The organism is uncultured Propionibacterium sp. (assembly GCF_963539965.1).
In the GTDB taxonomy this organism is placed as follows: domain Bacteria; phylum Actinomycetota; class Actinomycetes; order Propionibacteriales; family Propionibacteriaceae; genus Propionibacterium.
Genome location: NZ_CAUTOU010000004.1, coordinates 1 through 20,273 on the forward strand (window position 1 = coordinate 1; position 20,273 = coordinate 20,273).

A 20,273-nucleotide genomic window follows, 5' to 3' on the forward strand; every position below is an offset into this window, starting at 1 on the left:
CGTCGTCGGCGGCGCCGCCGGCGGCCTGATCGGCAACAGCCGCGGCAGGTCGGCCGCGGCCGCCTCCGCCGAGGCCCGCAACCTGACGCTCATCTACGGCGCCGACGTGTGCGACGCGCCGGCCATCGTCGCCCTTGAGAAGGGCTTCTTCGCCAACCACGGCCTGAACGTGACCCTGCACAAGACCGTCGGCGACGAGGACATCAAGGCGGCCGTCGGCTCGGGGACCTACGACGCGTCCGGCGGCATCTTCTACAGCTGGCTCAAACCCGTCGAGCAGGGCCAGAACGTCAAATTCGTCGCCGGCCTGCACAGCGGCTGCCTGCGCCTGCTCGTACGCAACGACTCCGACATCAAGCAGGTCTCCGACCTGCGCGGGCGCACCATCGGCGTGCCCAGCCTGTCCAGCTCGGCCACCATGTTCTTCTCCCTCGACCTGGTCGACGCCGGCATCAACCCCTCGGCCGAGGCCGACGAGGTGCACTGGAGGGTCTACGACACCTCTCTGGTCGCCGATGCCCTGAAGAACAGCGAGGTCGACGCCATCGCCACCAGCGATCCCATCGCCTACCGCCCGATTCAGGAGGGCTACGGCTGGGAGCTGGCCAGCAACATGACGGGTGCGAACGCCCAGGCCTACTGCTGCTGCACCGCCGTCAACGGCGACCTGGTCAAGAACGAGCCCGACATCGCCCGGGATCTCGTCGAGGCGTGGGCGGAGGGTTCGCGCTACGTCGTCGGCAATGAGAACGAGGTCGCGCACCTCGAGGTCGACAACGGCTACGTGGCCGGCGACGTCGACCTGGTCGAGACCCTGCTCAAGAGCTACAAGTGGGAACCGTCGGTCTCGAAACTGCGCGATGCCCTCACCCCGGGCATCGAGAAGTTCAAGCAGACCGGCTACCTGGACGCCGGCGTCGACACCGAGGCCCTTGCCGACAAGGTCTTCGACACCCTCGGTCTGGACTGGTGAGCATGAGCGCAGCTGTGTCTGAGCCGTCGGAGCGCTCCGCGGGCGGATCCCGGGACGGCGGTCCCGGGCGGTCCGGCCCGGCAGCGCCGGACCGTGGCGCGGCCCTGGCGGAGGACCCGCAGGTCGTCGCCGAACTCGTCCGTCGCCACCGCCCGCGCTCCGTCAACCACCTGCAGGCCGGTCTCGCCTTCGCGCTGTGGGCGGTCACGGCGCTCGTCGTGGCCCTCGTACCGGTCACCGACGCCTATCTCGTCAGGGGCGAGGCGCAGGCGCTCGGGCTGTCGGTGATCTTCGCGGTGCTGCTGGGAGTCCTGTGGCTCGGTTCCCGCACCTGGGTGAAGGCCTCGCGCTGGCTCGGCGCATGGTCGCCGTGGTGGATCGCCACGGCGATCGTCCTCCTCGTCTGGGAGCTGCTCACCGCCAAGACGGGAGTCCTGTCCCCGCCGTACGCGCCCGGCCCCGGCCAGATCATCGCGGAGGGCTGGTCGGACCGCACCCTGCTGGCCCGCTCGGTGGGCAACTCGCTGCTGCTGCTCGCGGTCGGCATCGTGGTCGGCGGTGTCACCGGCCTCGCCACCGGGATGTGGATGGGCTGGTCCAAGCGCGCCGGCTACTGGCTCGACCCGATCGTCAAGTACATCGGTCCCGTACCGACCCTGGCATGGATCCCGATCGTCTTCATCGCCTTCCCGAACCCGTTCAGCGCGGCCGTCTTCCTGGTCGCCCTGACCGTCTGGTTCCCGATGGCCGTGACGACCAGCGCCGGCATCCGCGGCGTCTCCCGCGAGTACTTCGACGTCTGCCAGACCCTCGGCGCCTCCGGCCGCTTCCTCATCTTCAAGGTGTCCCTGCCCGCCGCCCTGCCGAATATCTTCACCGGCATCTTCATGGCCCTGCCGACCGCCTTCGTCACGCTGACGATCGCCGAGACCCTCGGTGTGAACTCCGGCCTGGGCTGGTACATCAACTGGAAGAAGGGCTGGAGCGCCTATCCGTCCATGTACGCGGCGATCGCCCTCATGGTGATCATCTGCGGCTCGCTGCTGACCGCCGAACTGGCAGTGCGCAATCGCGTCCTGTCCTGGCAGAAGGATCTGACCCGATGGTGAACACGGTGACAGGAACCAATGGCACCGGGGCCGCGACCGGGGGCAGTGCCGTGGACGTGCTCGACGTCGTTCAGGCCTTCGTCTCGCATCGCAGGCCCCTGCCCGTGCTCGACGACGTCTCGCTGTCGGTCCGGCCCGGCCGGTTCGTCTCGCTCGTGGGCCCCTCGGGCTGCGGCAAATCGACGCTGCTGCGCCTGATCGCCGGCCTGGACAGGCCGATCCGCGGTGAGATCTACGCCGACGGCCACTCGGTCGACGGACCCGATCCGTCGCGCGGCGTCGTCTTCCAAGACCCGACTCTACTGCCCTGGCTGACGGTCGAGCAGAACATCGGCTTGGGCCCGCAGGTGCGCGGCGTGGCCGACCGCCAGGACGAGCGGGCCCGGGTCGCCGAGATGATCGAGATGGTCGACCTCGGGGGCTTCCGCACGGCTTACCCCGCGGAACTGTCCGGTGGCATGGCCCAGCGCGCCTCGCTGGCCCGCGCCCTGGTCAACCGCCCGCGCATCCTGCTGCTGGACGAGCCGCTCGGCAAGCTGGACGCGCTCACGCGTTCGACCCTGCAGGACGACATCGCCAGGCTGTGGGGCGCCCGGGGCTTCACCGGGATCATGGTCACCCACGACGTCGAGGAGGCGCTGCTCCTGTCCGACAGGATCATCGTCTTCTCGCCGCGCCCGGCGCGCGTGATCGCCGATCTGCCCGTCGCCCTGGACCGTCCCCGCGCGCAGGACGCCCCGGAGTTCCGCGAGCTGCGCCGGAGGATTCTCGGGATGCTCGGGCAGTAGGCGAACAGGATTCGCGCCGCCGAGCGGCGCGCGCAGGCCGTCGGCCAGTGATGGGGCCGACGGGGTGGCCGCCGGGCGGACTGGGGTCGTTCGGCTCGGCGACCGCTCACAGGGGGCGGGCACCCGGCCGAGTCCGGGTGCCCGTTTCCGCCCCCGGTCCGCGAACAGCGCGGTGTTCGGCGGATCGGAGAAGGGGGTCTGCTCGGAACCGGTGGTCCCTCAACGCCTCTCGTAGGCGATCGACCAGTGGCTGCGCGGTGCGATCCCGTGCGCGGCCGGCAACAGCAGGCGGACGCTGAAACTCCCGGGAGGGCAGTCGATGCGCGCTGCCCGCTGCCCGCGATGGCGCAGTATCCAGTGCCCCTCGGGCGTCCAGGGCAGGTAGCGGTTCTGCTCGATCCAAGTCATCAGCGCTTCGAGCGTGGGAACCTGCCCGGCGTCGATCTCGCAGCGCCGATCGTCCTCCGCCTCGTCCGGCCCGGTCGAGCGGTCGAGGTGGACGGGGGCCCCGCCGGCCCCTTCCGGTTCGGCGGGGGAGCGCCGGGCCGTGGCGAGGGTGGCCGCGCCGCACGCCAGCAGCGCGACGGCCAGTACGGCGATCACCGCGGTGCGCTGCTGCGCCCCCATCAGACTCAGCAGCGAGCCGGCGGCCAGCTCGGCGATTCCCGCCGCCCGGACGGTGCCCGGGCGCGGAATCGGCAGATGTCTCATGACGGCCAGTATGGCACCGGCCCCTCGACCGCCGCGGTCGTGAGTGATCTCGCGGCACGGTCCGCCCGCCCCGCCGTCCGCCCGTGGAGAAACTCTTCCGCACTATTTGGTGTTTAGTTTTCAACAAATTATGTTCGGGACGTCGCCGGGCCTCGGCCAGCGGCAACGGCAAGTCGCAAGACGACGAGACAAGGAGAATCACATGAAGATCGGTATCGTGCTCGGAAGCGTCCGCGAGGGCCGCGCGGGCGAGTCCGTCGCCAGATGGGTGCTCGACGGTGCGAGGGCCCACGGTGGTGCCGACTTCGAACTCATCGACCTCAAGTTCTTCAACCTGCCGGTCCTCGACGGTGCCTACCTGCCGATCATGGCCAACAAGCGGTACGCCAATGCGATCGTCCAGGCCTGGAGCAACGCCATCGACGGCTGCGACGCCTTCGTCATCGTGACCCCCGAGTACAACCACTCGGTGCCCGGCGCCCTGAAGAACGCCGTGGACCACCTCGGCGGCGAGTGGAACGGCAAGCCCGTCGCCTTCGTCGGCTACGGCGCCGACGGGGCCGTGCGCGCCGTCGAGCACTGGCGCCAGATCTTCGGCAACTTCGACGCCAAGGTCATCCGCGCCCAGCTGTCGATCAACATCTTCGCCGAGATGGGGGAGAACGGCTTCACCCCGAACGAGCGCCGCGCCGGCGAACTGGACGGTCTGCTGGACTCGCTCATCGCCAACGCCGGGTGAGGTCGTCCTGCGCCCGCGGGCGGCTCAGACGGCGCTGCACCTGATCCCGGTCGCGTGCACCGGGCAGTAGCCGTCCGGGTTCGCCTCGAGGTACTGCTGGTGGTAGCCCTCGGCGTAGTACCAATCGCCGGCCGGGGCGATCTGCGTGACGAGTCTGCCGTAACCGGCCTCGGTCATCGAGGCCTGGAAGCTCTCGTAGAGGCGCCGCGCGGTGGCCTCCTGCGCGGGACTTGTGGCGAAGAGCGCCGAGCGGTACTGGGTGCCCACGTCGGCGCCCTGCCTGTTGAGCTGGGTGGGATCGTGATTCTCGAAGAAGAGCCTGACCAGCTGGGCGTAGCTCGTCCTCGTGGGGTCGAAGACGACGCGGACGGTCTCGGCGTGGCCGGTCTGGCCGGTGCAGACCTCCTCGTAGGTGGGGTTCGGCGTGTAGCCGCCCATGTAGCCCACTGCGGTGCTCAGGACGCCGGGGAGATTCCAGTAGAGCTTTTCGACGCCCCAGAAGCAGCCGGCCGCGAGGTAGGCGGTCTCAGCGCCGGGGAACTCGCGGTCCAGCCGATTGGCCGTGATGCGATGGAGGAAAGGCATGCTCAGGACGGGCTCGCCGCGCCCGGGCAGGGCATGCTCGGCGTCAACGTCAACGTCGGCGTCGGCGGTGTTCTCGAAACGCAGCATTGCATCAGCCTAACTCGCCCCGCGAGGGCAGCCCAGTCGGCGGCCTCGTCGGCCTCAGGCACGCCCGCTCAGGTCCCAGTCGATGGGCGCGGCGCCGGCCGCGGCGAGCGCCTCGTTGGCCCGGCTGAAGGGCCGCGAGCCGAAGAAACCCGAGCGAGCCGACAGCGGGCTCGGATGGGCCGACTCGACCACCGGGATGCCGCCCGCGGTGAGCATCGGGGCCAGCGAACGGGCATCGCGTCCCCACAGAATCGCCACGAGCGGGCCGCCGCGGGCGGCGAGGGCATCGATGGCTGCGCCGGTGACCTGCTCCCAGCCCTTGCCCCGGTGCGCGGCGGGCCTGCCCGGCTGAACGGTCAGGCACCTGTTGAGCAGCAGGACGCCCTGCTCGAACCATCCGGTCAGGTCCCCGTGCGGGGCCGGGGCGATGCCCAGATCGTCCTGGAGCTCCTGGTAGATGTTGACCAGGCTCTTGGGCAGCGGGCGCACGCTGCGCTCGACGGCGAAGCTCAGGCCGATCGGATGGCCGGGGGTCGGATAGGGGTCCTGGCCGACGATGAGCACCCGCACGTCGGCGAGCGGGCGGCTGAAGGCGCGCAGCACCTTGTCACCAGCCGGGAGATAGCCGCGACCGGCGGCGATCTCGGCGCGCAGGAACTCGCCCATGGCGTGGATCTGTTGTTCCTGATCGGCCAGGGCCTGCGCCCAGTCCGATGCCATGAGTTCGCTGATCGGTCGGACTGCCATGATGCCTCCTCGTGCACGGTCCCGGTGCTTGCGCACCTCACAGATTAGCGGCAATGCGCCGGGCGGCCAGGGCGTCCGGCGCCGCGGGGGATCATCCGACTCGGCGCCCGGGATCCCCGTTCGGTCCGGGGGCCATGGCACACTGGCCGACATGGCATACTCGACCAGCGACGGCGGCCCGCGGCGCCGTGGAAGCACGCTCTCGGGCCTCGGCATCGGCCGGCGCATCCCGCGCTTCAACGGGCCCGCGCGCGAGCACCCCCATGGGCGTCAGGACCGGGCCGGGACCCAGGCGCCCGACTCGATCACGCTCACCGCCGAGCAGCTCACCGCACTGCGCGGCGCCAGTGTCGAGAGCTTCGTGCCGCGCGCGCTGCGCGTCTTCGCGGCCTGGAGCTGGCGGATCCTCATCGTGGCCGCCTGCGTCGCCCTGCTGTGGTGGCTCGGCAGCCAGCTGTCCGAGGTCGTCATCCCGCTGGCCGTCGCCCTGCTCCTCGCCGCGGCCCTGCACCCTCTCAGCGCGCGCCTGGCCCGTCACCGCTGGCCGGCGTGGCTCGCCTCGCTGAGCTGCCTGCTGCTCGTCGTGGTGATCGTCCTCGGCCTGCTCAGCCTTGTCGGGGCCCAGATCGCGACCCAGTGGTCGCAGCTGGTCGATCAGGCCATCGCCGGCGCGCACGGCTTCGTGAACTGGCTGGACACCAGCCCCCTGCACATCAACGCCGATCAGATCAACTCGCTCGTCTCGCAGGCCGCCGAGTGGGTGCAGAACTCGCACGAGACCATCGCCTCGGCCGCTGCCTCGGCCGGTTCGAGCGTCGGCAAGTTCTTCACCGGCGCCGCGATGGCTCTGTTCGCGACCTTCTTCTTCCTCAAGGACGGCCGGCGCTTCGTCGACGGGGGCGTCAGGCTCATGCCGCGCACCAGTCGCCTGACGGTCATGCCCGCCGTTGTCTCGGGCTGGGCCTCCTTGTCCAGCTATGTGCGCGCCGCCATCGCGGTGGCCGCCGTCGACGGCGTCGGCGCCGGCATCGGTGCGGCCATCCTCGGCTCGAACCTGTGGCTGGCCATTACGGCCCTCACCTTCGTCTGCGCCTTCGTGCCGATCGTCGGCGCCATCGCCTCAGGCGTCGTGGCCGTCGCCGTCACGCTCGTCACCCTGGGCTTCTGGAAGGCCGTCATCATGCTGGCCATCTTCGTGGCCGTCATGGAGCTCGAGGCCCATCTGCTGCAGCCGCTGCTGCTGGGCCGGGCCGTCTCGATCCACCCGCTGGCCGTGCTGGTCGGCATCGCGGTGGGCATCTCGGTGGCCGGCATCGTCGGCGGCGTCTTCGCCATTCCGGTCGTCGCCTTCACGACCGGCGTGCTGCGCGCCGCGCATTCCGATGAGGAGGCCGGGGACGTGGCCCGCGCGGACGACGAAGTGCTCGATGCCGAGGAGGAGTTCGCCGCGGAGAGCATCGGGGGACAGGACGGGGGGCCGGCGCCCGTGGTCCCCGACGATGACGGGGCGGCAGTGCCGCCCGGGGCTCCGGCGGCCGGCCCCGCGGGCCCCGACGGGGCAGGCTCGGGGGATGAGCCGTCCCCTGCCGCGCCCTGAGCGATGTTGGCCTGCGGGCCGGAACGGTTGGAGCACCTCGGGCCAACCCATATATTGACGCCATGAGCGAATCCCCGAAACTTGACGCGATCCTGTCCGAGCTGGCCAGCGGGGCCATTGATACCGCCGAGGCCTCGCGGCGCATCGCCGCGCTGAACCAGACCGGGGGCGGACCCGAGGCGCTGCCCGGAGCCGAGGACTTCGAGGCCATCCCGGAGCCGACCGGCAGCGGCGGCATCAGATCGGTCATCGTCCGCGCGACCGGCCGGCGCGTTCGAATCGTCGGGGACGAGACGGTCCCCACCGTCACCATCAGCGGCCCGCACACCCTGCGTCGCCATGGCGACGGCCTCGAGATCACGGCTGCCGGACGCCTCGGGCCGAGCGTCAAGGGGTTCTCGCCCGTGCACCCGCCCAGGAGCGCCGAGGACCTCAAGCGGCTCGGACTCGGCCCGGTTCTCGAGATCGGGGTCAACCCGCGCATCCGGGTGAGCGCCCAGCTCTCGGGCGGTTCGCTGTCGAGTCAGGACCTCCCGCACTGGGATCGCGTGCGGGTCAGCGCCGGCACCACTCATCTGCGTGGAGTCGCCCAGCTGGCCGACGGCCTCTTCCAGGCCGGCTCGGCCACCATCAACGGCCCGATCAGCCTGGGGTCGAACGCCATCCGTGTCGAGTCGGGCAGTCTCGCCGTCGAGCTGACCGGGCGCGCGGACGTCGCGCTCAGCGCCAAGAATCAACTCGGCACGGTGCGGTGGCCCGGGCAGAAGGGCGACCGTTTCGACGAGTACATCGTCGGCCACGGACTGGCCCGCCTGGAGCTGTCGGGGGTCATGGGCCACATCGTCGTGCGCGATCTGGTCGCCTTCCCCGGGGAGGCCGACCGTCCCACTACCGGTGATCGCCTTCGCGTGGGCGGAGAGCGCCTCCGCGACGGCGCCCGCGTCGTCGTCGGGAAGATCCGTGAGGCGCAAGCGGCGCGCGGCGGCGCCGAGGGAGCCGGCGAGGAGTAGTCCGGTCGGGCCTCCTCCCTCCTTCCCCGGCCCTGTCCTCGGTTCTTCCGGCCCCTTCCTCCGACGCGGGCGCCGCGGATGTCTGCACTGCCGGGGCGGGGCGCAGCGCCAAGGCCGAGGTGGCGGGTCGACGGCCCGCCGGTGCGGGTGGGTGAACGCCACTTCCTCCCCGCCGGCGGGGCCTCAGCCGTTCCCGGCTCCGCGGGCTCTTCCAGCCCTCTTCGGGCCCAGTGCGACGGTCAGCAGGCCGCCCGCCAGCGCCACGTTCGAGATGAGGGCGCCGTGCGTGGATGTCCTCTCCTCCGGTGCCGACCAGAACGGGTGACCGGTCAGGGTCGTGGGCACGAGTTGAGCGGCCAGCAGCGCCGAGGCGAGCCGGGGGAAGACGCCCAGCGCGAGCGCGGAGCCGGCGCCGACCATCATCCAGCCGTTGACGCGGACCAGGTCGGCGGCCCTCGCGGCGGGCAGGAGATCGGTGATCCGGTGGGGCAGCGCCTCGACGAAGTCGTCGACTGCCGAGGTCAGGGCCTCGGAGTTCCTGGCCGCGTTGAGGCCCCGGGTGATGAACACCGAGGCGAGCATCGAACGCGATGCGAAGCGGGCGAGTGACATGTCGGTGTCCTTCCGCCGCACGGGGCGGCGCTCGGAGAATCGGTGGCTGGCGGAGCGCGTCAGGAGCGCGACTCGACCTTCATGATCTGCACGTTGATCCTCTTGCCGTTGGGGGCCTCGTAGGAGACCTCGTCGCCGGCCCGGTGCCCGAGCACTGCGGCACCGAGCGGGGATTGCGGGCTGTAGACCTGGGTCTTCAGCGAATCGTCGAGGCCGAGCATCTCGCGGCTGCCCAGCAGGAAGACGTCCGTGTCGTCGGGATCGCCGTCATAGGCGATCGTCACGGTGGTGCCGGCGCCGACCTCCTCGGGAGCCGCCTGCGCGGCGCCGACCTCGGCGCTGCGCAGCATCTGCTCGAGCCGGTGGATGCGGGCCTCCATCTGGCCCTGCTCCTCGCGGGCGGCGTGGTAGCCGCCGTTCTCGGACAGATCGCCTTCCGCCTTCGCAGCGCCGATCTTCTTCGCGATCTCCGCGCGACCCTCGTCCCTCAGGTTGTCGAGTTCCTGAACGAGCTTGTCGTACGCGTCCTGCGTCATCCAGATCGTCTGCTTGTCGGTCATTGTTCCATCCTACCGAGTACGTGCCGGTGGGGCATGGACACGATTCGATGAGCTTTGCGCGAGAGGGGCAGAATGAGAGTCATGTCAGTGCCGGTAGGTCGACCAGGGACGGACGAGGGGCTGCGTCTGCTGAACGTGCACGCCCACCCCGACGACGAGTCGAGCAAGGGCGCCGCGACGACGCTGAGGTACGTCGCGGAGGGGGCGCGGGTGATGGTCGCGACCTGCACCGGCGGCGAACGCGGCAGCGTGCTCAATCCCAAGATGGACCGTTCGGAGATCTGGGAGAACATCACCGAGGTGCGCCGCCGCGAGATGCGGACTGCTCGCGAGATCCTGGGCGTCGAGCACCGCTCGCTGGGCTACGTCGACTCCGGCCTGCCCGAGGACCCCGCCGAGCAGCTGCCGAGGGGCTGCTTCGGGCTGACCGACCCGGTCGAGGCCGCCGGTCCGCTCGTGCGGATCATCCGCGAGTTCCGCCCCCAGGTGATGACCACCTACGACGAGAACGGCGGCTATCCGCACCCCGACCACATCCAGTGCCATCGTGTCTCCATCGCCGCCTTCCGCATGGCCGCCGATCCGGACGCGCTGCCCGAGACCGGTCCCGCCTGGCAGGTCAGCAAGCTCTACTACCAGGTAGGTTTCCACAGGGCCCGCTACGCGGCGCTCGACGAGGCGATGGCGGAGGCCGGCCTCGGCCATCCGTACGCGGAGCGCCTGGCGCAGTGGAGCGACCACGACTACGAGCAGCGCGTCACCACGCGTGTGCCCTGCGGGGAGTTCTTCGAACGCAGCGACGACGCCCTTCGCGCCCATGCCTCGCAGGTCGACCCGGACGGCTTCTGGTTCCAGGTGCCGGTGGCGATCCGACAGCGCGTATGGCCCACCGAGGACTACCAGCTGGTCTACTCGGCGGTGCCGACCCGCATGCCCGAGAACGACCTGTTCGCCGGCCTGCGCGGGGGCGCTGAGGCTCCGGACCCGGCCGATACGTGGGTCATCTGAGCCCCCTGCGGGAGGCAGGACCGTCTCCGCTCGTCGAACTGCCCGCCCTGTGCCGTGTCCCGGACCAGCGGGTGATCGTGCCCCTCCGGCCCCGCGGTTCTGCCGGTCCGCTCGCCGGGACCGGAAGCCGGTGCCCGGTCACTTGCCGAAGCGGCGCTCGCGCTGCTGATAGGAGCGCAGCGCGCGGAAGAAGTCGATCTTGCGGAAGTCGGGCCACAGCGCCTCGCAGAAGTACAGTTCCGAATGGGTGCTCTGCCAGGGCAGGAAGCCGCTGAGACGCTGCTCGCCCGAGGTGCGGATGAGCAGGTCGGGATCGGGCTGGCCGCGCGTGTAGAGATGCTCCGAGATCTGGTCGACCTCGAGGGTGCGGGCCAGCTCCCCGAGCGTCGTGCCGCGCTCGGCCTCGGCGACCAGCAGCGAGCGGACGGCGTCGCGCAGCTCATGACGGCCGCCGTAGGCGACAGCCATGTTCACCTGGGTGCCGGTATGGCCGGCGCTGGCCCTCTCGGCGGCGTGCAGGCGCTCGGTGATCGGGTCCGGCAGCAGGGCGAGATCGCCCACGATCATCACATGGTGGCTCGGATCACCGGCCAGGTCGTCCGTGAGCCGGGTGATGACCCTCATGAGGGGGATCAGCTCGTCGTCGGCGGAGCGCTGGAGATTCTCGGTGGACAGCACCCACAGCGTGACGGTGCCGATGCCTATCTCGTCGCACCAGCCGACGAAGTCGCGCAGCTTGTCGGCGCCGGCCCGGTAGCCGACTTCGAGAGGCCGCCCGGGTGCATTGAGGCGGGCCCACCGGCGGTTGCCATCGGCCAGCACCGCGACATGGCGGGGCAGTGAACGAGGATCGAGGTCGCCGCGCAGCCGGTTCTGGTAGACCGTGTAGATGAGGCCGTCGGGGCTGAGGCGATCCATTGCCCTGCTCAGCATGTCTTGGTGCGCCATGGGCCAAGATTACAAGCCGGAGGGCCCCTGCTGGCAGGGCTGAGGAGTGGGCCGCCGGGGAGCGGGAGTTCCTGCGGCGGAGGCGATCCGGTCGCCGCGGGGGTTGTGGATCGCCGGGGCGGGGAGTTCCCACGCCACCTAACCTACGGTACCGTAGGTTAGGTGATCTCCGATGACGAGCAGATGGCCGTGCAGAACCGCTCAGGCGACACCGCTGCGCGTCCGGAGCCGGACCGTGCCCGGGCCAGACCCCGTCTGCGCGGCTGGCTCCACGCCATCACGGCTCCGGTGCTGCTGGTGGCCGGACTCGCGCTCATCGTCCTGACGCATTCGATGGCCGGGCGCGTGGGCGAGGCGGTCTACCTGCTCACCGGCCTCATGCTGTTCGGCAATTCCGCCGTCTATCACCGGGGACGCTGGTCGGAGAAGGCCGACGCCGTGCTGCGGCGCTTCGACCACTCGAACATCGCGATCTTCATCGCCGGCACCTACACGCCCCTGGCCGTCATGCTGCTGCACGGCGGCTCGCGGGCGGCACTGCTGTCGATCATCTGGGGCTGCGCTGCCGTCGAGGTGGCCTGCCGCAACCTGTGGATGGGCGCTCCCCGCACGCTCTACACGGTGCTCTACGTCGTCATGGGCTGGACGGCCCTGTTCTGGTTGACCCAGTTCTGGAGGACCGGCGGACCGGCGATCGTCTGGCTCATCCTGGCCGGGGGCCTGTGCTACACGGCGGGCGCCGTCTGCTACGCCCTCAGGAAACCGAACCCCTGGCCCGAGTGGTTCGGCTTCCACGAGCTCTTCCACACCGGCACCGTGCTGGGGGCCGTGTGCCATCTCATCGCGATCTGGCTGGCCGCCAGCCTGTGAGCGGATCCTCCTCCCCGGGCGCGGTTGCGGGCTCGGGATGACCGGGCCGGGTCCGGCTGCGGCCCGGCCGCTCCACTACTGTGGATTCCGCCCGGTGAATCATCCCGAGCCGAAGGGGGACTCCCCGTGGGCAGGACCTGTGAGGGGACAATGGCCATCAGCGGCGACGAGCCACGCGAGACCACCACCGATGCCATGAGCGAGGACACCGACTGGCGCCACCCGGCGCCCCGGCAGGGTGCGGAGAAGGTGCCGAGCGGGCTCGTCTGGCACAATCCGGGATTCGTCCCGCAGGTCCGGCGCCCAGTGCCCACGAGCAGGCCCGATGAGGACCTGGAACGCCACGTCGACGCCGATTCCGCCACCGCGGCCTCGGGGGATCAGGCTCCCGAGCAGGACCCCCTGGACGGGCCCGCAGGGGCCCGCCCGGCCGGCACCGTCGAGCCCGACGACGAGATCCTGGGCTAGGGCGGGATCCTCGATCAGTCGGTGGCTCCTCAGCCGAGCGGCTCTTCGCCGGGCTGCCCGGGGGTGCCGGACTGGGCCTTCTGGCGCGCCTCGTCGATGAGTCTGCGCGCCCCGTCGAGCTCGGCCTGGCAGTAGGCCGCCAGTTCCTCGCCGCGCTTCCAGAGCTGCATCGACTCGGCCAGCGGCACGCCGCCGGACTCGAGTTTCGCGACGACCTCGGCGAGCTCGGCGCGGGCCTGCTCGTAACTGGGCTTCTCGTCTGTCATGGGTCTGTCCTTCCTGGCCCCGTTCGCCGCGGCTCGCGGGACCCGTCCTGGGCATCTGCTGCCGGTCGTGCTGCCTTCTTCTGTGTGCACCCGCCTAGCCGGTAGGGGCTCCGGGCCCGGGGACCGCGTCGTCCACCTCGACGATCAGCCGGCCGTCGGAGAGGAAGACCACCAGCTGCTCTCCGGGCTCCGTGTCGCCGATCGAGGTGACCGAGGAGTTGTCGGAGTCTGCCACGATCGCGTAGCCGCGTTCCAGGGTGGCCTTCGGCGACATGGCCCGGATCCTGGCCAGCGCATGGTTCACCGCCTGCGACTCGTCCGAGACGATGCGGTCGATCGTGCTGCGCAGCCGGAAGCGCGCCATCTCGAGTCGCTGCACGTGGCCCTCGAGCGCAGAGCCCGGGTCGCGCAGTACCGGGCGCGAGGTGAGCCGGCCCAGCTCGTAGTACTCGGACTTCACGCGGGAGACGATCGCCGTGCGCGCCCGGCCCACCAGTTCGGCGACGTACTGCTGCTCGTCGGCCGCGTCCGGGACGATGCGCTTGGCGGCGTCGGTGGGCGTGGAGGCGCGCAGGTCGGCGACCAGGTCGAGGATCGGGGTGTCGGGTTCGTGGCCGATGGCGCTGACCACCGGGGTGCCTGCGGCGGCCACGGCGCGGACGAGGTCCTCGTCGCTGAAGGGCAGGAGGTCCTCGAGCGAACCACCGCCACGGGCGATGACGATGAGGTCGATCAGCGGGTCGGCGTCCAGCCCGGCCAGCGCTGCGGCGACCTCGGCAGCGCTGTGCGGGCCCTGCATGAGCGCGTGGCGGACCTCGAAGCGCGCCGCCGGCCAGCGCCGCAGCGTGTTGGTGAGCACGTCGCGCTCGGCCGCCGAATCGGCGCCGGTGATCAGGCCGATGCGGCCCGGGACGAGGGGCAGTGGCCTCTTGCGGGACGGGTCGAACAGGCCCTCGGCCTGCAGGGCGCGCCTGCGCTGCTCCAACTCGGCCAGCAGACGGCCCTCGCCGGCGATCCGGATCACCGAGCACTCGAAGGACAGGCGCGCGGTCTTGTTCCACACGCGCGGGCGCAGGCAGGCCAGCACGGTGGTGCCCTCGGTGAGAGGCCCTGCCGCGTCGAGCACGGCGTTCGTGGCGGTGATCTGGGCGGAGATCTCCCGGGCCGTGTCGCGCAGGGTCAGGAACTGCATGCTGTAGTTCGCCCGGCGGCGCAGCTCGATGACCTGGGCCTCGACCCACACCCAGCCGCAGCGCTCTACCCAGCCCTTGAGCATGCCGACGACGGCGCCCAGCGGCTGAGCGGTCTCGGGGCTGTTGCGCGGGCCCTGCGCGTTCGGTGCTCCAGCCATGCTCCCACGGTATCGGGGCCCGCCGACGATTCCGGCGCACCGGGCCGCCGGGCGTCCCGACCGTTCCTCCTTTGCCCTCTCCCGCGTCCGGTACCTTCCACGCCCCCGGCTCCTGCCCGGGGGCGGCGCAGGGGCGGATCAGGCCAGGCGCCCGGCCACCCCGGCGTGCATGTCGAGCCTTCTCCACCACGTCGGGCAGGTGGGCGATGAGCGTGATCCCATCGCAGGAGTGCGAATCGGCGAAGGTGCGCACGCGGGCAGCGTCATGAAGGGCGCCGTCCCGGTGCGGCCCCGGTGGAGCGGCAGCTGCTCGAGCACGCCTGAGCCCCATGGGGTCCTCTCGTCGTCCGGGGCGCGTTCGCGGTACTCGCCCGGCGCCTGCCGGCAAACCTCGAGCCGCCGGGGAGAGCGGGGATGCGGATCCGACTCATAGACTGTGCGGCATGAGTGATGTGTCGGCCTCCCGGCCCGCCAGGCGCGTTGTCGTGGCCGCGCCCCGGGGCTACTGCGCGGGCGTGGACCGTGCCGTCGTCACCGTGCAGAAGGCCCTGGCCGCCTATGGCGCGCCGGTCTACGTGCGCAAGCAGATCGTGCACAACAGGCATGTCGTGGAGACCCTCGAGCAGGAGGGCGCGGTCTTCGTCGACGAACTCGCCGAAGTGCCCTCCGGCTCCCTGGTGATCTTCTCAGCGCACGGCGTCTCGCCCGCGGTCCGCGCCGAGGCGAAGGAGCGCGGGCTGCGCACCATCGACGCCACCTGCCCCCTGGTCACCAAGGTGCACCACGAGGCCAGGCGCTTCGCCAGACAGGGCGTGCCGATCGTGCTCATCGGCCATGCCGGCCACGAGGAGGTCGAGGGCACCACCGGCGAGGCCCCCGACAACATCACGCTCGTGCAGACCCCCGATGACGTCGACGAGCTCGACATCTCCCCCGACGCCCCGCTGGCCTGGCTCACCCAGACGACGCTGAGCGTGGATGAGACCCGTGAGACGGTGGAGCGCCTGCACAGCCGCTTCCCGAATCTCATCGACCCGCCGAGCGATGACATCTGCTACGCCACCCAGAACCGTCAGGGCGCGGTCAAACAGGTCGCCCAGCACTCCGACCTGGTGATCGTGGTGGGTTCGCGCAACTCGTCGAACTCGGTGCGGCTCGTCGAGGTGGCCCTGGAGAATGGCGCGAAGCGCGCTGAACGTGTCGACAACGCCGGCGAGATCGATCCGACATGGCTCGAGGACGCGACGACGGTCGGCATCACCTCGGGCGCCTCGGTGCCCGAGCGCCTGGTGGACGGCGTGCTCGACCGCTTGGCCGAGCTCGGCTACCCGAGGGCGGCCGAGGAGCGTCTGGTCGAGGAGTCCTTGAGTTTCGCCCTGCCGCCCGAGTTGCGCTCGCGTCGGGCCGGCAAACCCATTCGCAGGCCGGGCTCCCCGCTGGGGGCCGAGGCCGCTGCGGGGGCCGGGGCGAAGACGTCGCCGGCTGCGGCCGCCGCCGAGGCCTGACTCACGGCTCCCCGGTGGCCGACGGGGAGCCCTTGGCCCCGTACTCGTCCGCGGTGCCCGGGCCCGCCGCTGCCCGGTCGCCGACCAGTTCCGGGGCCGTCATGACGCGCGGGCTCGCCTGCACCGCGCGCGGGCTGTCGATCACCCCGTCGGCCAGCCGCAGCTCGTTGATCCTGCGTGCGCTGACCAGTACGCGCTGCTCCAGCGAACCGATCGTCTTGTTGTAGGCCTCGACGGAATTCGACAACGACCTGCCCAGCTTGTCGAGGTGACTGCTCATCGTCGCCAGCCGCTCGTACAGCTCGTTGCCCAAGGCCGCGATCTGGCGCGCCGACTGGGTGAACGCCGCCTGCTTCCACCCGTGCTGCACGGCGCGCAGCATCGGGATGAGGATGGACGGGCTGGCCAGGAAGATGGAATGGTCCGCCGCGTACTCGTGCAGGTCCGGACGCTGGTCGAGGGCCACCTGCAGCAGCGCGTCCGAGGGCAGGAAGAGAATCACCATCTCGGGGCTGCCGGTGTCGAGCCGCCAGTAGTTCTTGGCGCCCAGCTGGTTGATGTGGGCCGTGACGTTCTTGACGTACTGGCCGAGCAGCGCGGTGCGCTGGTCGGGGTCGTCGGTGGCGAACGCGTCGATGAAGTTGCCCAGCGGTGTCTTGGCATCGACGAAGATCACCTTGCCGTCGGCCATGTTCACCCGCATGTCGGGGCGCAGGCCGCCGTCGTCGGTGGTGACGGCCACCTGGGTGTCGAAGTCGCACCGCTCCACCAGGCCGGCGATCTCGACGACGCGCTTGAGCTGGGTCTCGCCCCAGGCGCCGCGCACCTGCGGCCGGCGCAGGGCCGTGACGAGGGCCGCGGTCTGCCTGCGCAGCGACTCGCTGCTGGAGGCGACGGTGTCCACCTGGCGCCGCAGATCGGCGGCGCCCTGGGCCCGGTCGCGCTCGACCTGGAGCAGGCGGTCGTTCATCGCCTGCAGGCTCCGGCTGATCGGCTCGAGAAGGATCCGCGTCTGGTCGAACCTGTCCTTGGCCGTGCGGTCGACGCTGGCCGCCTGCTGTTCGGCGGTGGCGGCCGACAGGCGCTGGAACTCGCGCGCCATCGAGGTGCGGTCGGACGTGAGCGCCTCCAGCTGCGCGACCGAGGCGTCGCGCTCGGCTCTCGTGCGGACGAGTTCGAACCGCCGGTCGCCCTCCTGCGAACGCGCCTGGGAGCGGCCCAGCAGGAAGCCGATCGCCAGGCCGACGGCGACCAGGACGAGGGCCCAGATGAGGGTAATGGCGTCCATGCCCATACTCTTGCAGCGGGCACCGACATTTCCGTGCTGCACGGGCCGCCGCCCACGGGTTCCCTCGGACGGAGCCGCCCATGGCGGCGTCTTGCGGCGGCCTGATGGGGCTCGTGCCCGGCGGTTCTGCCGATGGGACTGCTTGAATGGACCCATGCCGGATCCCATGCAGTTCATGTCGGGCCTCGCGGAGTTCGTCTCGGCCGGTCCGACCAGTTACCATGCCGTTGCCACCATGGCAGACGGCCTCGTCGCGGCGGGATTCACCCGCCTGGACGAGCGTCAGGACTGGGCGGGCGTCAGCGGCAGGCGCTTCTTCACCCGCGGCGGCGCACTGGTCGCCTGGGCCGCGCCCGAGCAGCTGGCGCCCGACGCTGGGGTGCGCATCGTCGGCACCCACACCGACTCGCCGGCTCTCAAGTTGAAGCCCGAACCGTCCTTCACCCGGGCCGGCTGGCAGCAGGCCAACGTCGAGGTCTACGGCGGTCCGCTGCTCGACTCCTGGCTCGACCGCGAGCTCGGCCTGGCCGGTCGTATCGTCACGCTCGACGGCGCCGAGCACCTGGTCGCTACGGGTCCGGTGCTGCGCATCAGCCAGATCGCGCCCCATCTCGACCGCAGCGTCAATGAGCGCCTGTCCATCGACCGCCAGTACGAGCTCATGCCCAGCTACGGCCTCGGCGATGGGCCCGACGTCTTCGAATGGGTGTGCGCCCAAGCGGGCGTCCCCGCCGGCGAGACCGCCTTCGGTGACATCCACGTCTACCCGGTGCAGGCCCCGGCCGTCTTCGGCATCGGCAGCGAGTTCTTCGCCTCGAGCAGGCTCGACAACCTCTCGTCCACCTACCCGGCCTACCAGGCGATCCGGACCGTGCGGCCCGGCCGCGACATCGCGCTGTTCGCCGCCTTCGACCACGAGGAGGTCGGTTCGGGCACCGCCTGCGGGGCGGCCGGCCCGATCCTGTCCGACGCCCTGGTGCGCATCGCCGACGGCTACGGCTTGGGCCGTGACGCCTACCAGGCGCTGCTGGCCCGCAGCTCGTGCGTCTCGGCCGATGCGGCGCACGCGGTGAACCCCAATCATGCGGGCAAGTACGATCCCGTCGTCCAGCCCGCGATGAACCGGGGCCCCGCGCTCAAGGTGAACGCCCAGCAGCGCTACGCCACCGACGCCGCCTCGAGCGTGCTGTGGGAGCGGGCCTGCCGCGCCGTCGGCGTGCCGCACCAGTCGTTCGTCTCGAACAACGACGTGGCCTGCGGCACGACGATCGGCCCCATCACCGCCCAGCGTCTCGGCATTGCCACCGTCGACGTCGGCGTGCCGATCCTGTCGATGCACTCCACCCGCGAGATGTGCGGCACCAGCGATCCCTGGTACCTGTCGCAGGCCCTGGGCGCCTACTGGGCCGGTGCCTGAGGCGGCACGAGCGGAGAACCGCAGAAGGGTAACCTGGGCGGACGTGGCACTCACCATTGGAATCGTTGGCCTGCCCAACGCCGGGAAATCGACCCTGTTCAACGCGCTGACCCGCAACGACGTGCTCGCGGCGAACTACCCGTTCGCGACGATCGAGTCCAACGTGGGGGTGGTCGGGGTGCCGGAGCCCCGTCTCGAGGTGCTGGGCAGGATGTTCGGCTCGGCGCGCCTCGTGCCCGCCACGGTGAGTTTCGTCGACATCGCAGGCATCGTGAAGGGCGCCAGCCAGGGCGAGGGCATGGGCAACGCCTTCCTCGCCAGTATCCGCGAGGCCGATGCGATCTGCCAGGTCACCCGCATGTTCGAGGACGCCGATGTCACGCATGTCGCTGGTTCGATCAGTCCGGCCTCCGACCTGGAGACGATCACCACCGAGCTGGTGCTCGCCGATCTGCAGACGATGGAGAGGGCGCTGCCGAGGGTCGAGAAGGAGGCTGCGATCAAGAAGGAGTCGCGCCCCCGCGCGGCCGCCTACCGCGAGGCCTACGAGACCCTGAGCGCCGGCAAGGGCATCTCCCAGGCGGGCCTCGACCCCGAGCCGCTGCGCGATCTGTGGCTGCTGACTGCCAAGCCGTACATCTACGTCTTCAACTGCGACCAGGACGAGCTGGCCGACGAGGAGCTGATGGCCCGCACCCGCGAACTCGTGGCCCCCGCCGAGGCGATCTTCCTCGACGCCAAGTTCGAGGCCGAGCTCGTCGAGATGGATCAGGACGAGGCCCGCGAGTTCCTCGCCGAGATGGGCGTCGACGAGCCGGGCCTCGACAAGCTGGCCCGCGTCGGCTACGACACGCTCGGGTTGCAGAGCTTCCTCACGGCGGGGGAGAAGGAGTCCCGCGCCTGGACGATCCGCAGGGGCTGGACCGCCCCGCAGGCGGCCGGCGTGATCCACACCGACTTCGAGAGGGGTTTCATCAAGGCCGAGGTGGTCGGCTACGACGACCTCGTCGAGTACGGCTCGAAGAAGGCGTGCCAGGCGGCCGGGAAGGTGCGGCTGGAGGGCAAGGACTACGTCATGCGGGACGGGGACGTGGTGGAGTTCAGGACGGGGATCGCGTCCGGAGGTATGAAATGATGGAGTCATCTCTTCGCCCGTTGGTGTTCTCATCGGCGGTGAGTTGTCGTTTCTGATGTCTTGGCGAGAACATCGGGTGAGAAAGTGAGATGTGAGGTGGGGCGGTTGGAGTGCTCTAGGTTTTTCGGACACCGGTAGGAAGTGGTGTTCCCGGTGCGGGGCAGAAGGTCTGGTCGTGTCGGTGCCGGGGTGCGGTGTCGGGTTCGCCGGGTGGGTTGTTCTCGGGGGCTGTTCGGTGGTCCGGGCCGGATTCTGCGGCCATCGGCCGTATCCGGGCCGGGCCCGTACCGCCACGGGATCAAGGGCCAGCGCGCAGATCGTCCGGAAGATCATGGCCGTGGACGGCGTGACTGTCCGGCCGGCCCCGGAGGAGGGCCCGTACCGCGGCCCCGGGCCGCGGGGGCTGTCGGGCGGGCCCCGCTCATGGCCGGCAGGGGTCGTCCGCCGGTCCGGGGTGTCACGGGTGTCCCCGCCCCGGCCGCGGGCCCCGGTGCCTCCC

The 20,273-nt window shown here is 70.7% G+C and carries 21 protein-coding genes; 12 read left to right on the forward strand and 9 right to left on the reverse strand.

The window, feature by feature from the left end; all coding sequences use genetic code 11:
- The 3 genes from R2N01_RS01940 to R2N01_RS01950 form a co-directional block, all read left to right on the forward strand.
- A partial coding sequence (locus R2N01_RS01940; protein ID WP_316667906.1) for an ABC transporter substrate-binding protein occupies positions 1-973 on the forward strand: 973 nt, incomplete at its 5' end.
- 14 nt (positions 974-987) lie between these two features.
- Complete coding sequence (locus R2N01_RS01945) at positions 988-2,082, forward strand: ABC transporter permease subunit (protein WP_316667909.1); 1,095 nt, start codon at positions 988-990, stop codon at positions 2,080-2,082.
- Entirely contained in the window at positions 2,076-2,870 is a 795-nt protein-coding gene (locus R2N01_RS01950; RefSeq protein ID WP_316667911.1) for an ABC transporter ATP-binding protein, read from the forward strand. The genes R2N01_RS01945 and R2N01_RS01950 overlap by 7 nt, the downstream gene beginning before the upstream one ends.
- 219 nt (positions 2,871-3,089) lie before the next feature.
- Here R2N01_RS01950 and R2N01_RS01955 read toward each other — a convergent pair whose 3' ends face one another.
- Positions 3,090-3,581, reverse strand: a complete 492-nt coding sequence (locus R2N01_RS01955; RefSeq protein WP_316667913.1) for a hypothetical protein — start codon at positions 3,579-3,581, stop codon at positions 3,090-3,092.
- A 202-nt stretch (positions 3,582-3,783) separates the two neighbouring features.
- Between R2N01_RS01955 and R2N01_RS01960 the strand changes: the two genes are divergently transcribed.
- Entirely contained in the window at positions 3,784-4,320 is a 537-nt protein-coding gene (locus R2N01_RS01960; RefSeq protein ID WP_316667915.1) for an NAD(P)H-dependent oxidoreductase, read from the forward strand.
- A gap of 24 nt (positions 4,321-4,344) precedes the next feature.
- Here R2N01_RS01960 and msrA read toward each other — a convergent pair whose 3' ends face one another.
- Together msrA and R2N01_RS01970 are read right to left on the reverse strand one after the other, a co-directional pair.
- Positions 4,345-4,992, reverse strand: a complete 648-nt coding sequence (gene msrA, locus R2N01_RS01965; RefSeq protein WP_316667917.1) for a peptide-methionine (S)-S-oxide reductase MsrA — start codon at positions 4,990-4,992, stop codon at positions 4,345-4,347.
- Positions 4,993-5,046: 54 nt separating this feature from the next.
- Positions 5,047-5,739 (reverse strand): uracil-DNA glycosylase, encoded by a 693-nt coding sequence (locus R2N01_RS01970; RefSeq protein WP_316667919.1) that lies wholly within the window; start codon positions 5,737-5,739, stop codon positions 5,047-5,049.
- Positions 5,740-5,890: 151 nt separating this feature from the next.
- On the opposite strand from R2N01_RS01970, the gene R2N01_RS01975 reads away from it, so the two are divergent.
- Positions 5,891-7,336 carry an AI-2E family transporter gene (locus R2N01_RS01975; protein ID WP_316667921.1) on the forward strand — a complete coding sequence of 482 codons (1,446 nt, stop codon included), beginning with the start codon at positions 5,891-5,893 and terminating at the stop codon, positions 7,334-7,336.
- Between the two features lie 62 nt (positions 7,337-7,398).
- Positions 7,399-8,346: a hypothetical protein gene (locus R2N01_RS01980; protein WP_316667923.1), complete on the forward strand. Its 948-nt coding sequence runs from the start codon at positions 7,399-7,401 to the stop codon at positions 8,344-8,346.
- A gap of 183 nt (positions 8,347-8,529) precedes the next feature.
- Here R2N01_RS01980 and R2N01_RS01985 read toward each other — a convergent pair whose 3' ends face one another.
- Together R2N01_RS01985 and greA are read right to left on the reverse strand one after the other, a co-directional pair.
- Positions 8,530-8,958 (reverse strand): DoxX family protein, encoded by a 429-nt coding sequence (locus R2N01_RS01985; protein ID WP_316667925.1) that lies wholly within the window; start codon positions 8,956-8,958, stop codon positions 8,530-8,532.
- 59 nt (positions 8,959-9,017) lie between these two features.
- Positions 9,018-9,518, reverse strand: coding sequence for a transcription elongation factor GreA (gene greA / locus R2N01_RS01990; protein WP_316667927.1), 501 nt, complete (start codon positions 9,516-9,518; stop codon positions 9,018-9,020).
- Positions 9,519-9,599: 81 nt separating this feature from the next.
- Here greA and mca point away from each other — a divergent pair, with 81 nt between their 5' ends.
- Positions 9,600-10,526: a mycothiol conjugate amidase Mca gene (mca, locus tag R2N01_RS01995; RefSeq protein WP_316667929.1), complete on the forward strand. Its 927-nt coding sequence runs from the start codon at positions 9,600-9,602 to the stop codon at positions 10,524-10,526.
- A 138-nt stretch (positions 10,527-10,664) separates the two neighbouring features.
- Here the strand turns inward: mca and uppS are convergent, their stop codons facing one another.
- A complete protein-coding gene (uppS, locus tag R2N01_RS02000; protein ID WP_316667931.1) occupies positions 10,665-11,474 on the reverse strand; it encodes a polyprenyl diphosphate synthase in 810 nt (269 codons plus the stop codon).
- A gap of 162 nt (positions 11,475-11,636) precedes the next feature.
- On the opposite strand from uppS, the gene R2N01_RS02005 reads away from it, so the two are divergent.
- Together R2N01_RS02005 and R2N01_RS02010 are read left to right on the forward strand one after the other, a co-directional pair.
- Positions 11,637-12,344, forward strand: a complete 708-nt coding sequence (locus R2N01_RS02005) for a hemolysin III family protein (protein WP_316667933.1) — start codon at positions 11,637-11,639, stop codon at positions 12,342-12,344.
- A 126-nt stretch (positions 12,345-12,470) separates the two neighbouring features.
- Positions 12,471-12,812, forward strand: a complete 342-nt coding sequence (locus tag R2N01_RS02010; RefSeq protein WP_316667935.1) for a hypothetical protein — start codon at positions 12,471-12,473, stop codon at positions 12,810-12,812.
- A 29-nt stretch (positions 12,813-12,841) separates the two neighbouring features.
- Here R2N01_RS02010 and R2N01_RS02015 read toward each other — a convergent pair whose 3' ends face one another.
- On the reverse strand, positions 12,842-13,078 hold the full coding sequence (locus R2N01_RS02015) for an exodeoxyribonuclease VII small subunit (RefSeq protein WP_316667937.1): 237 nt from the start codon (positions 13,076-13,078) through the stop codon (positions 12,842-12,844).
- A 94-nt stretch (positions 13,079-13,172) separates the two neighbouring features.
- Positions 13,173-14,429 carry an exodeoxyribonuclease VII large subunit gene (xseA, locus tag R2N01_RS02020; RefSeq protein WP_399553214.1) on the reverse strand — a complete coding sequence of 419 codons (1,257 nt, stop codon included), beginning with the start codon at positions 14,427-14,429 and terminating at the stop codon, positions 13,173-13,175.
- 443 nt (positions 14,430-14,872) lie between these two features.
- Here xseA and R2N01_RS02025 point away from each other — a divergent pair, with 443 nt between their 5' ends.
- Entirely contained in the window at positions 14,873-15,934 is a 1,062-nt protein-coding gene (locus tag R2N01_RS02025) for a 4-hydroxy-3-methylbut-2-enyl diphosphate reductase (RefSeq protein WP_316667939.1), read from the forward strand.
- A gap of 1 nt (position 15,935) precedes the next feature.
- Here R2N01_RS02025 and R2N01_RS02030 read toward each other — a convergent pair whose 3' ends face one another.
- On the reverse strand, positions 15,936-17,222 hold the full coding sequence (locus R2N01_RS02030; RefSeq protein WP_316667940.1) for a DNA recombination protein RmuC: 1,287 nt from the start codon (positions 17,220-17,222) through the stop codon (positions 15,936-15,938).
- Positions 17,223-17,376: 154 nt separating this feature from the next.
- Here R2N01_RS02030 and R2N01_RS02035 point away from each other — a divergent pair, with 154 nt between their 5' ends.
- Both R2N01_RS02035 and ychF read left to right on the forward strand, forming a co-directional pair.
- Entirely contained in the window at positions 17,377-18,639 is a 1,263-nt protein-coding gene (locus R2N01_RS02035; protein WP_316667941.1) for a M18 family aminopeptidase, read from the forward strand.
- A gap of 43 nt (positions 18,640-18,682) precedes the next feature.
- Positions 18,683-19,774 carry a redox-regulated ATPase YchF gene (gene ychF, locus R2N01_RS02040; protein WP_316667943.1) on the forward strand — a complete coding sequence of 364 codons (1,092 nt, stop codon included), beginning with the start codon at positions 18,683-18,685 and terminating at the stop codon, positions 19,772-19,774.
- Positions 19,775-20,273 lie beyond the last annotated feature (499 nt).

Coding starts and splice junctions, on each gene's coding strand:
- msrA (WP_316667917.1), bottom strand. CDS start 4,992: ATGCTGCGTTTCGAGAACACCGCCGACGCCGACGTTGACGTTGACGCC.
- R2N01_RS02015 (WP_316667937.1), bottom strand. CDS start 13,078: ATGACAGACGAGAAGCCCAGTTACGAGCAGGCCCGCGCCGAGCTCGCC.
- R2N01_RS02030 (WP_316667940.1), bottom strand. CDS start 17,222: ATGGACGCCATTACCCTCATCTGGGCCCTCGTCCTGGTCGCCGTCGGC.
- R2N01_RS01955 (WP_316667913.1), bottom strand. CDS start 3,581: ATGAGACATCTGCCGATTCCGCGCCCGGGCACCGTCCGGGCGGCGGGA.
- uppS (WP_316667931.1), bottom strand. CDS start 11,474: ATGGCGCACCAAGACATGCTGAGCAGGGCAATGGATCGCCTCAGCCCC.
- R2N01_RS01975 (WP_316667921.1), top strand. CDS start 5,891: ATGGCATACTCGACCAGCGACGGCGGCCCGCGGCGCCGTGGAAGCACG.
- R2N01_RS01985 (WP_316667925.1), bottom strand. CDS start 8,958: ATGTCACTCGCCCGCTTCGCATCGCGTTCGATGCTCGCCTCGGTGTTC.
- R2N01_RS01960 (WP_316667915.1), top strand. CDS start 3,784: ATGAAGATCGGTATCGTGCTCGGAAGCGTCCGCGAGGGCCGCGCGGGC.
- R2N01_RS01980 (WP_316667923.1), top strand. CDS start 7,399: ATGAGCGAATCCCCGAAACTTGACGCGATCCTGTCCGAGCTGGCCAGC.
- R2N01_RS01950 (WP_316667911.1), top strand. CDS start 2,076: ATGGTGAACACGGTGACAGGAACCAATGGCACCGGGGCCGCGACCGGG.
- R2N01_RS01970 (WP_316667919.1), bottom strand. CDS start 5,739: ATGGCAGTCCGACCGATCAGCGAACTCATGGCATCGGACTGGGCGCAG.
- R2N01_RS02025 (WP_316667939.1), top strand. CDS start 14,873: ATGAGTGATGTGTCGGCCTCCCGGCCCGCCAGGCGCGTTGTCGTGGCC.
- xseA (WP_399553214.1), bottom strand. CDS start 14,429: ATGGCTGGAGCACCGAACGCGCAGGGCCCGCGCAACAGCCCCGAGACC.
- mca (WP_316667929.1), top strand. CDS start 9,600: ATGTCAGTGCCGGTAGGTCGACCAGGGACGGACGAGGGGCTGCGTCTG.
- greA (WP_316667927.1), bottom strand. CDS start 9,518: ATGACCGACAAGCAGACGATCTGGATGACGCAGGACGCGTACGACAAG.
- R2N01_RS02035 (WP_316667941.1), top strand. CDS start 17,377: ATGCCGGATCCCATGCAGTTCATGTCGGGCCTCGCGGAGTTCGTCTCG.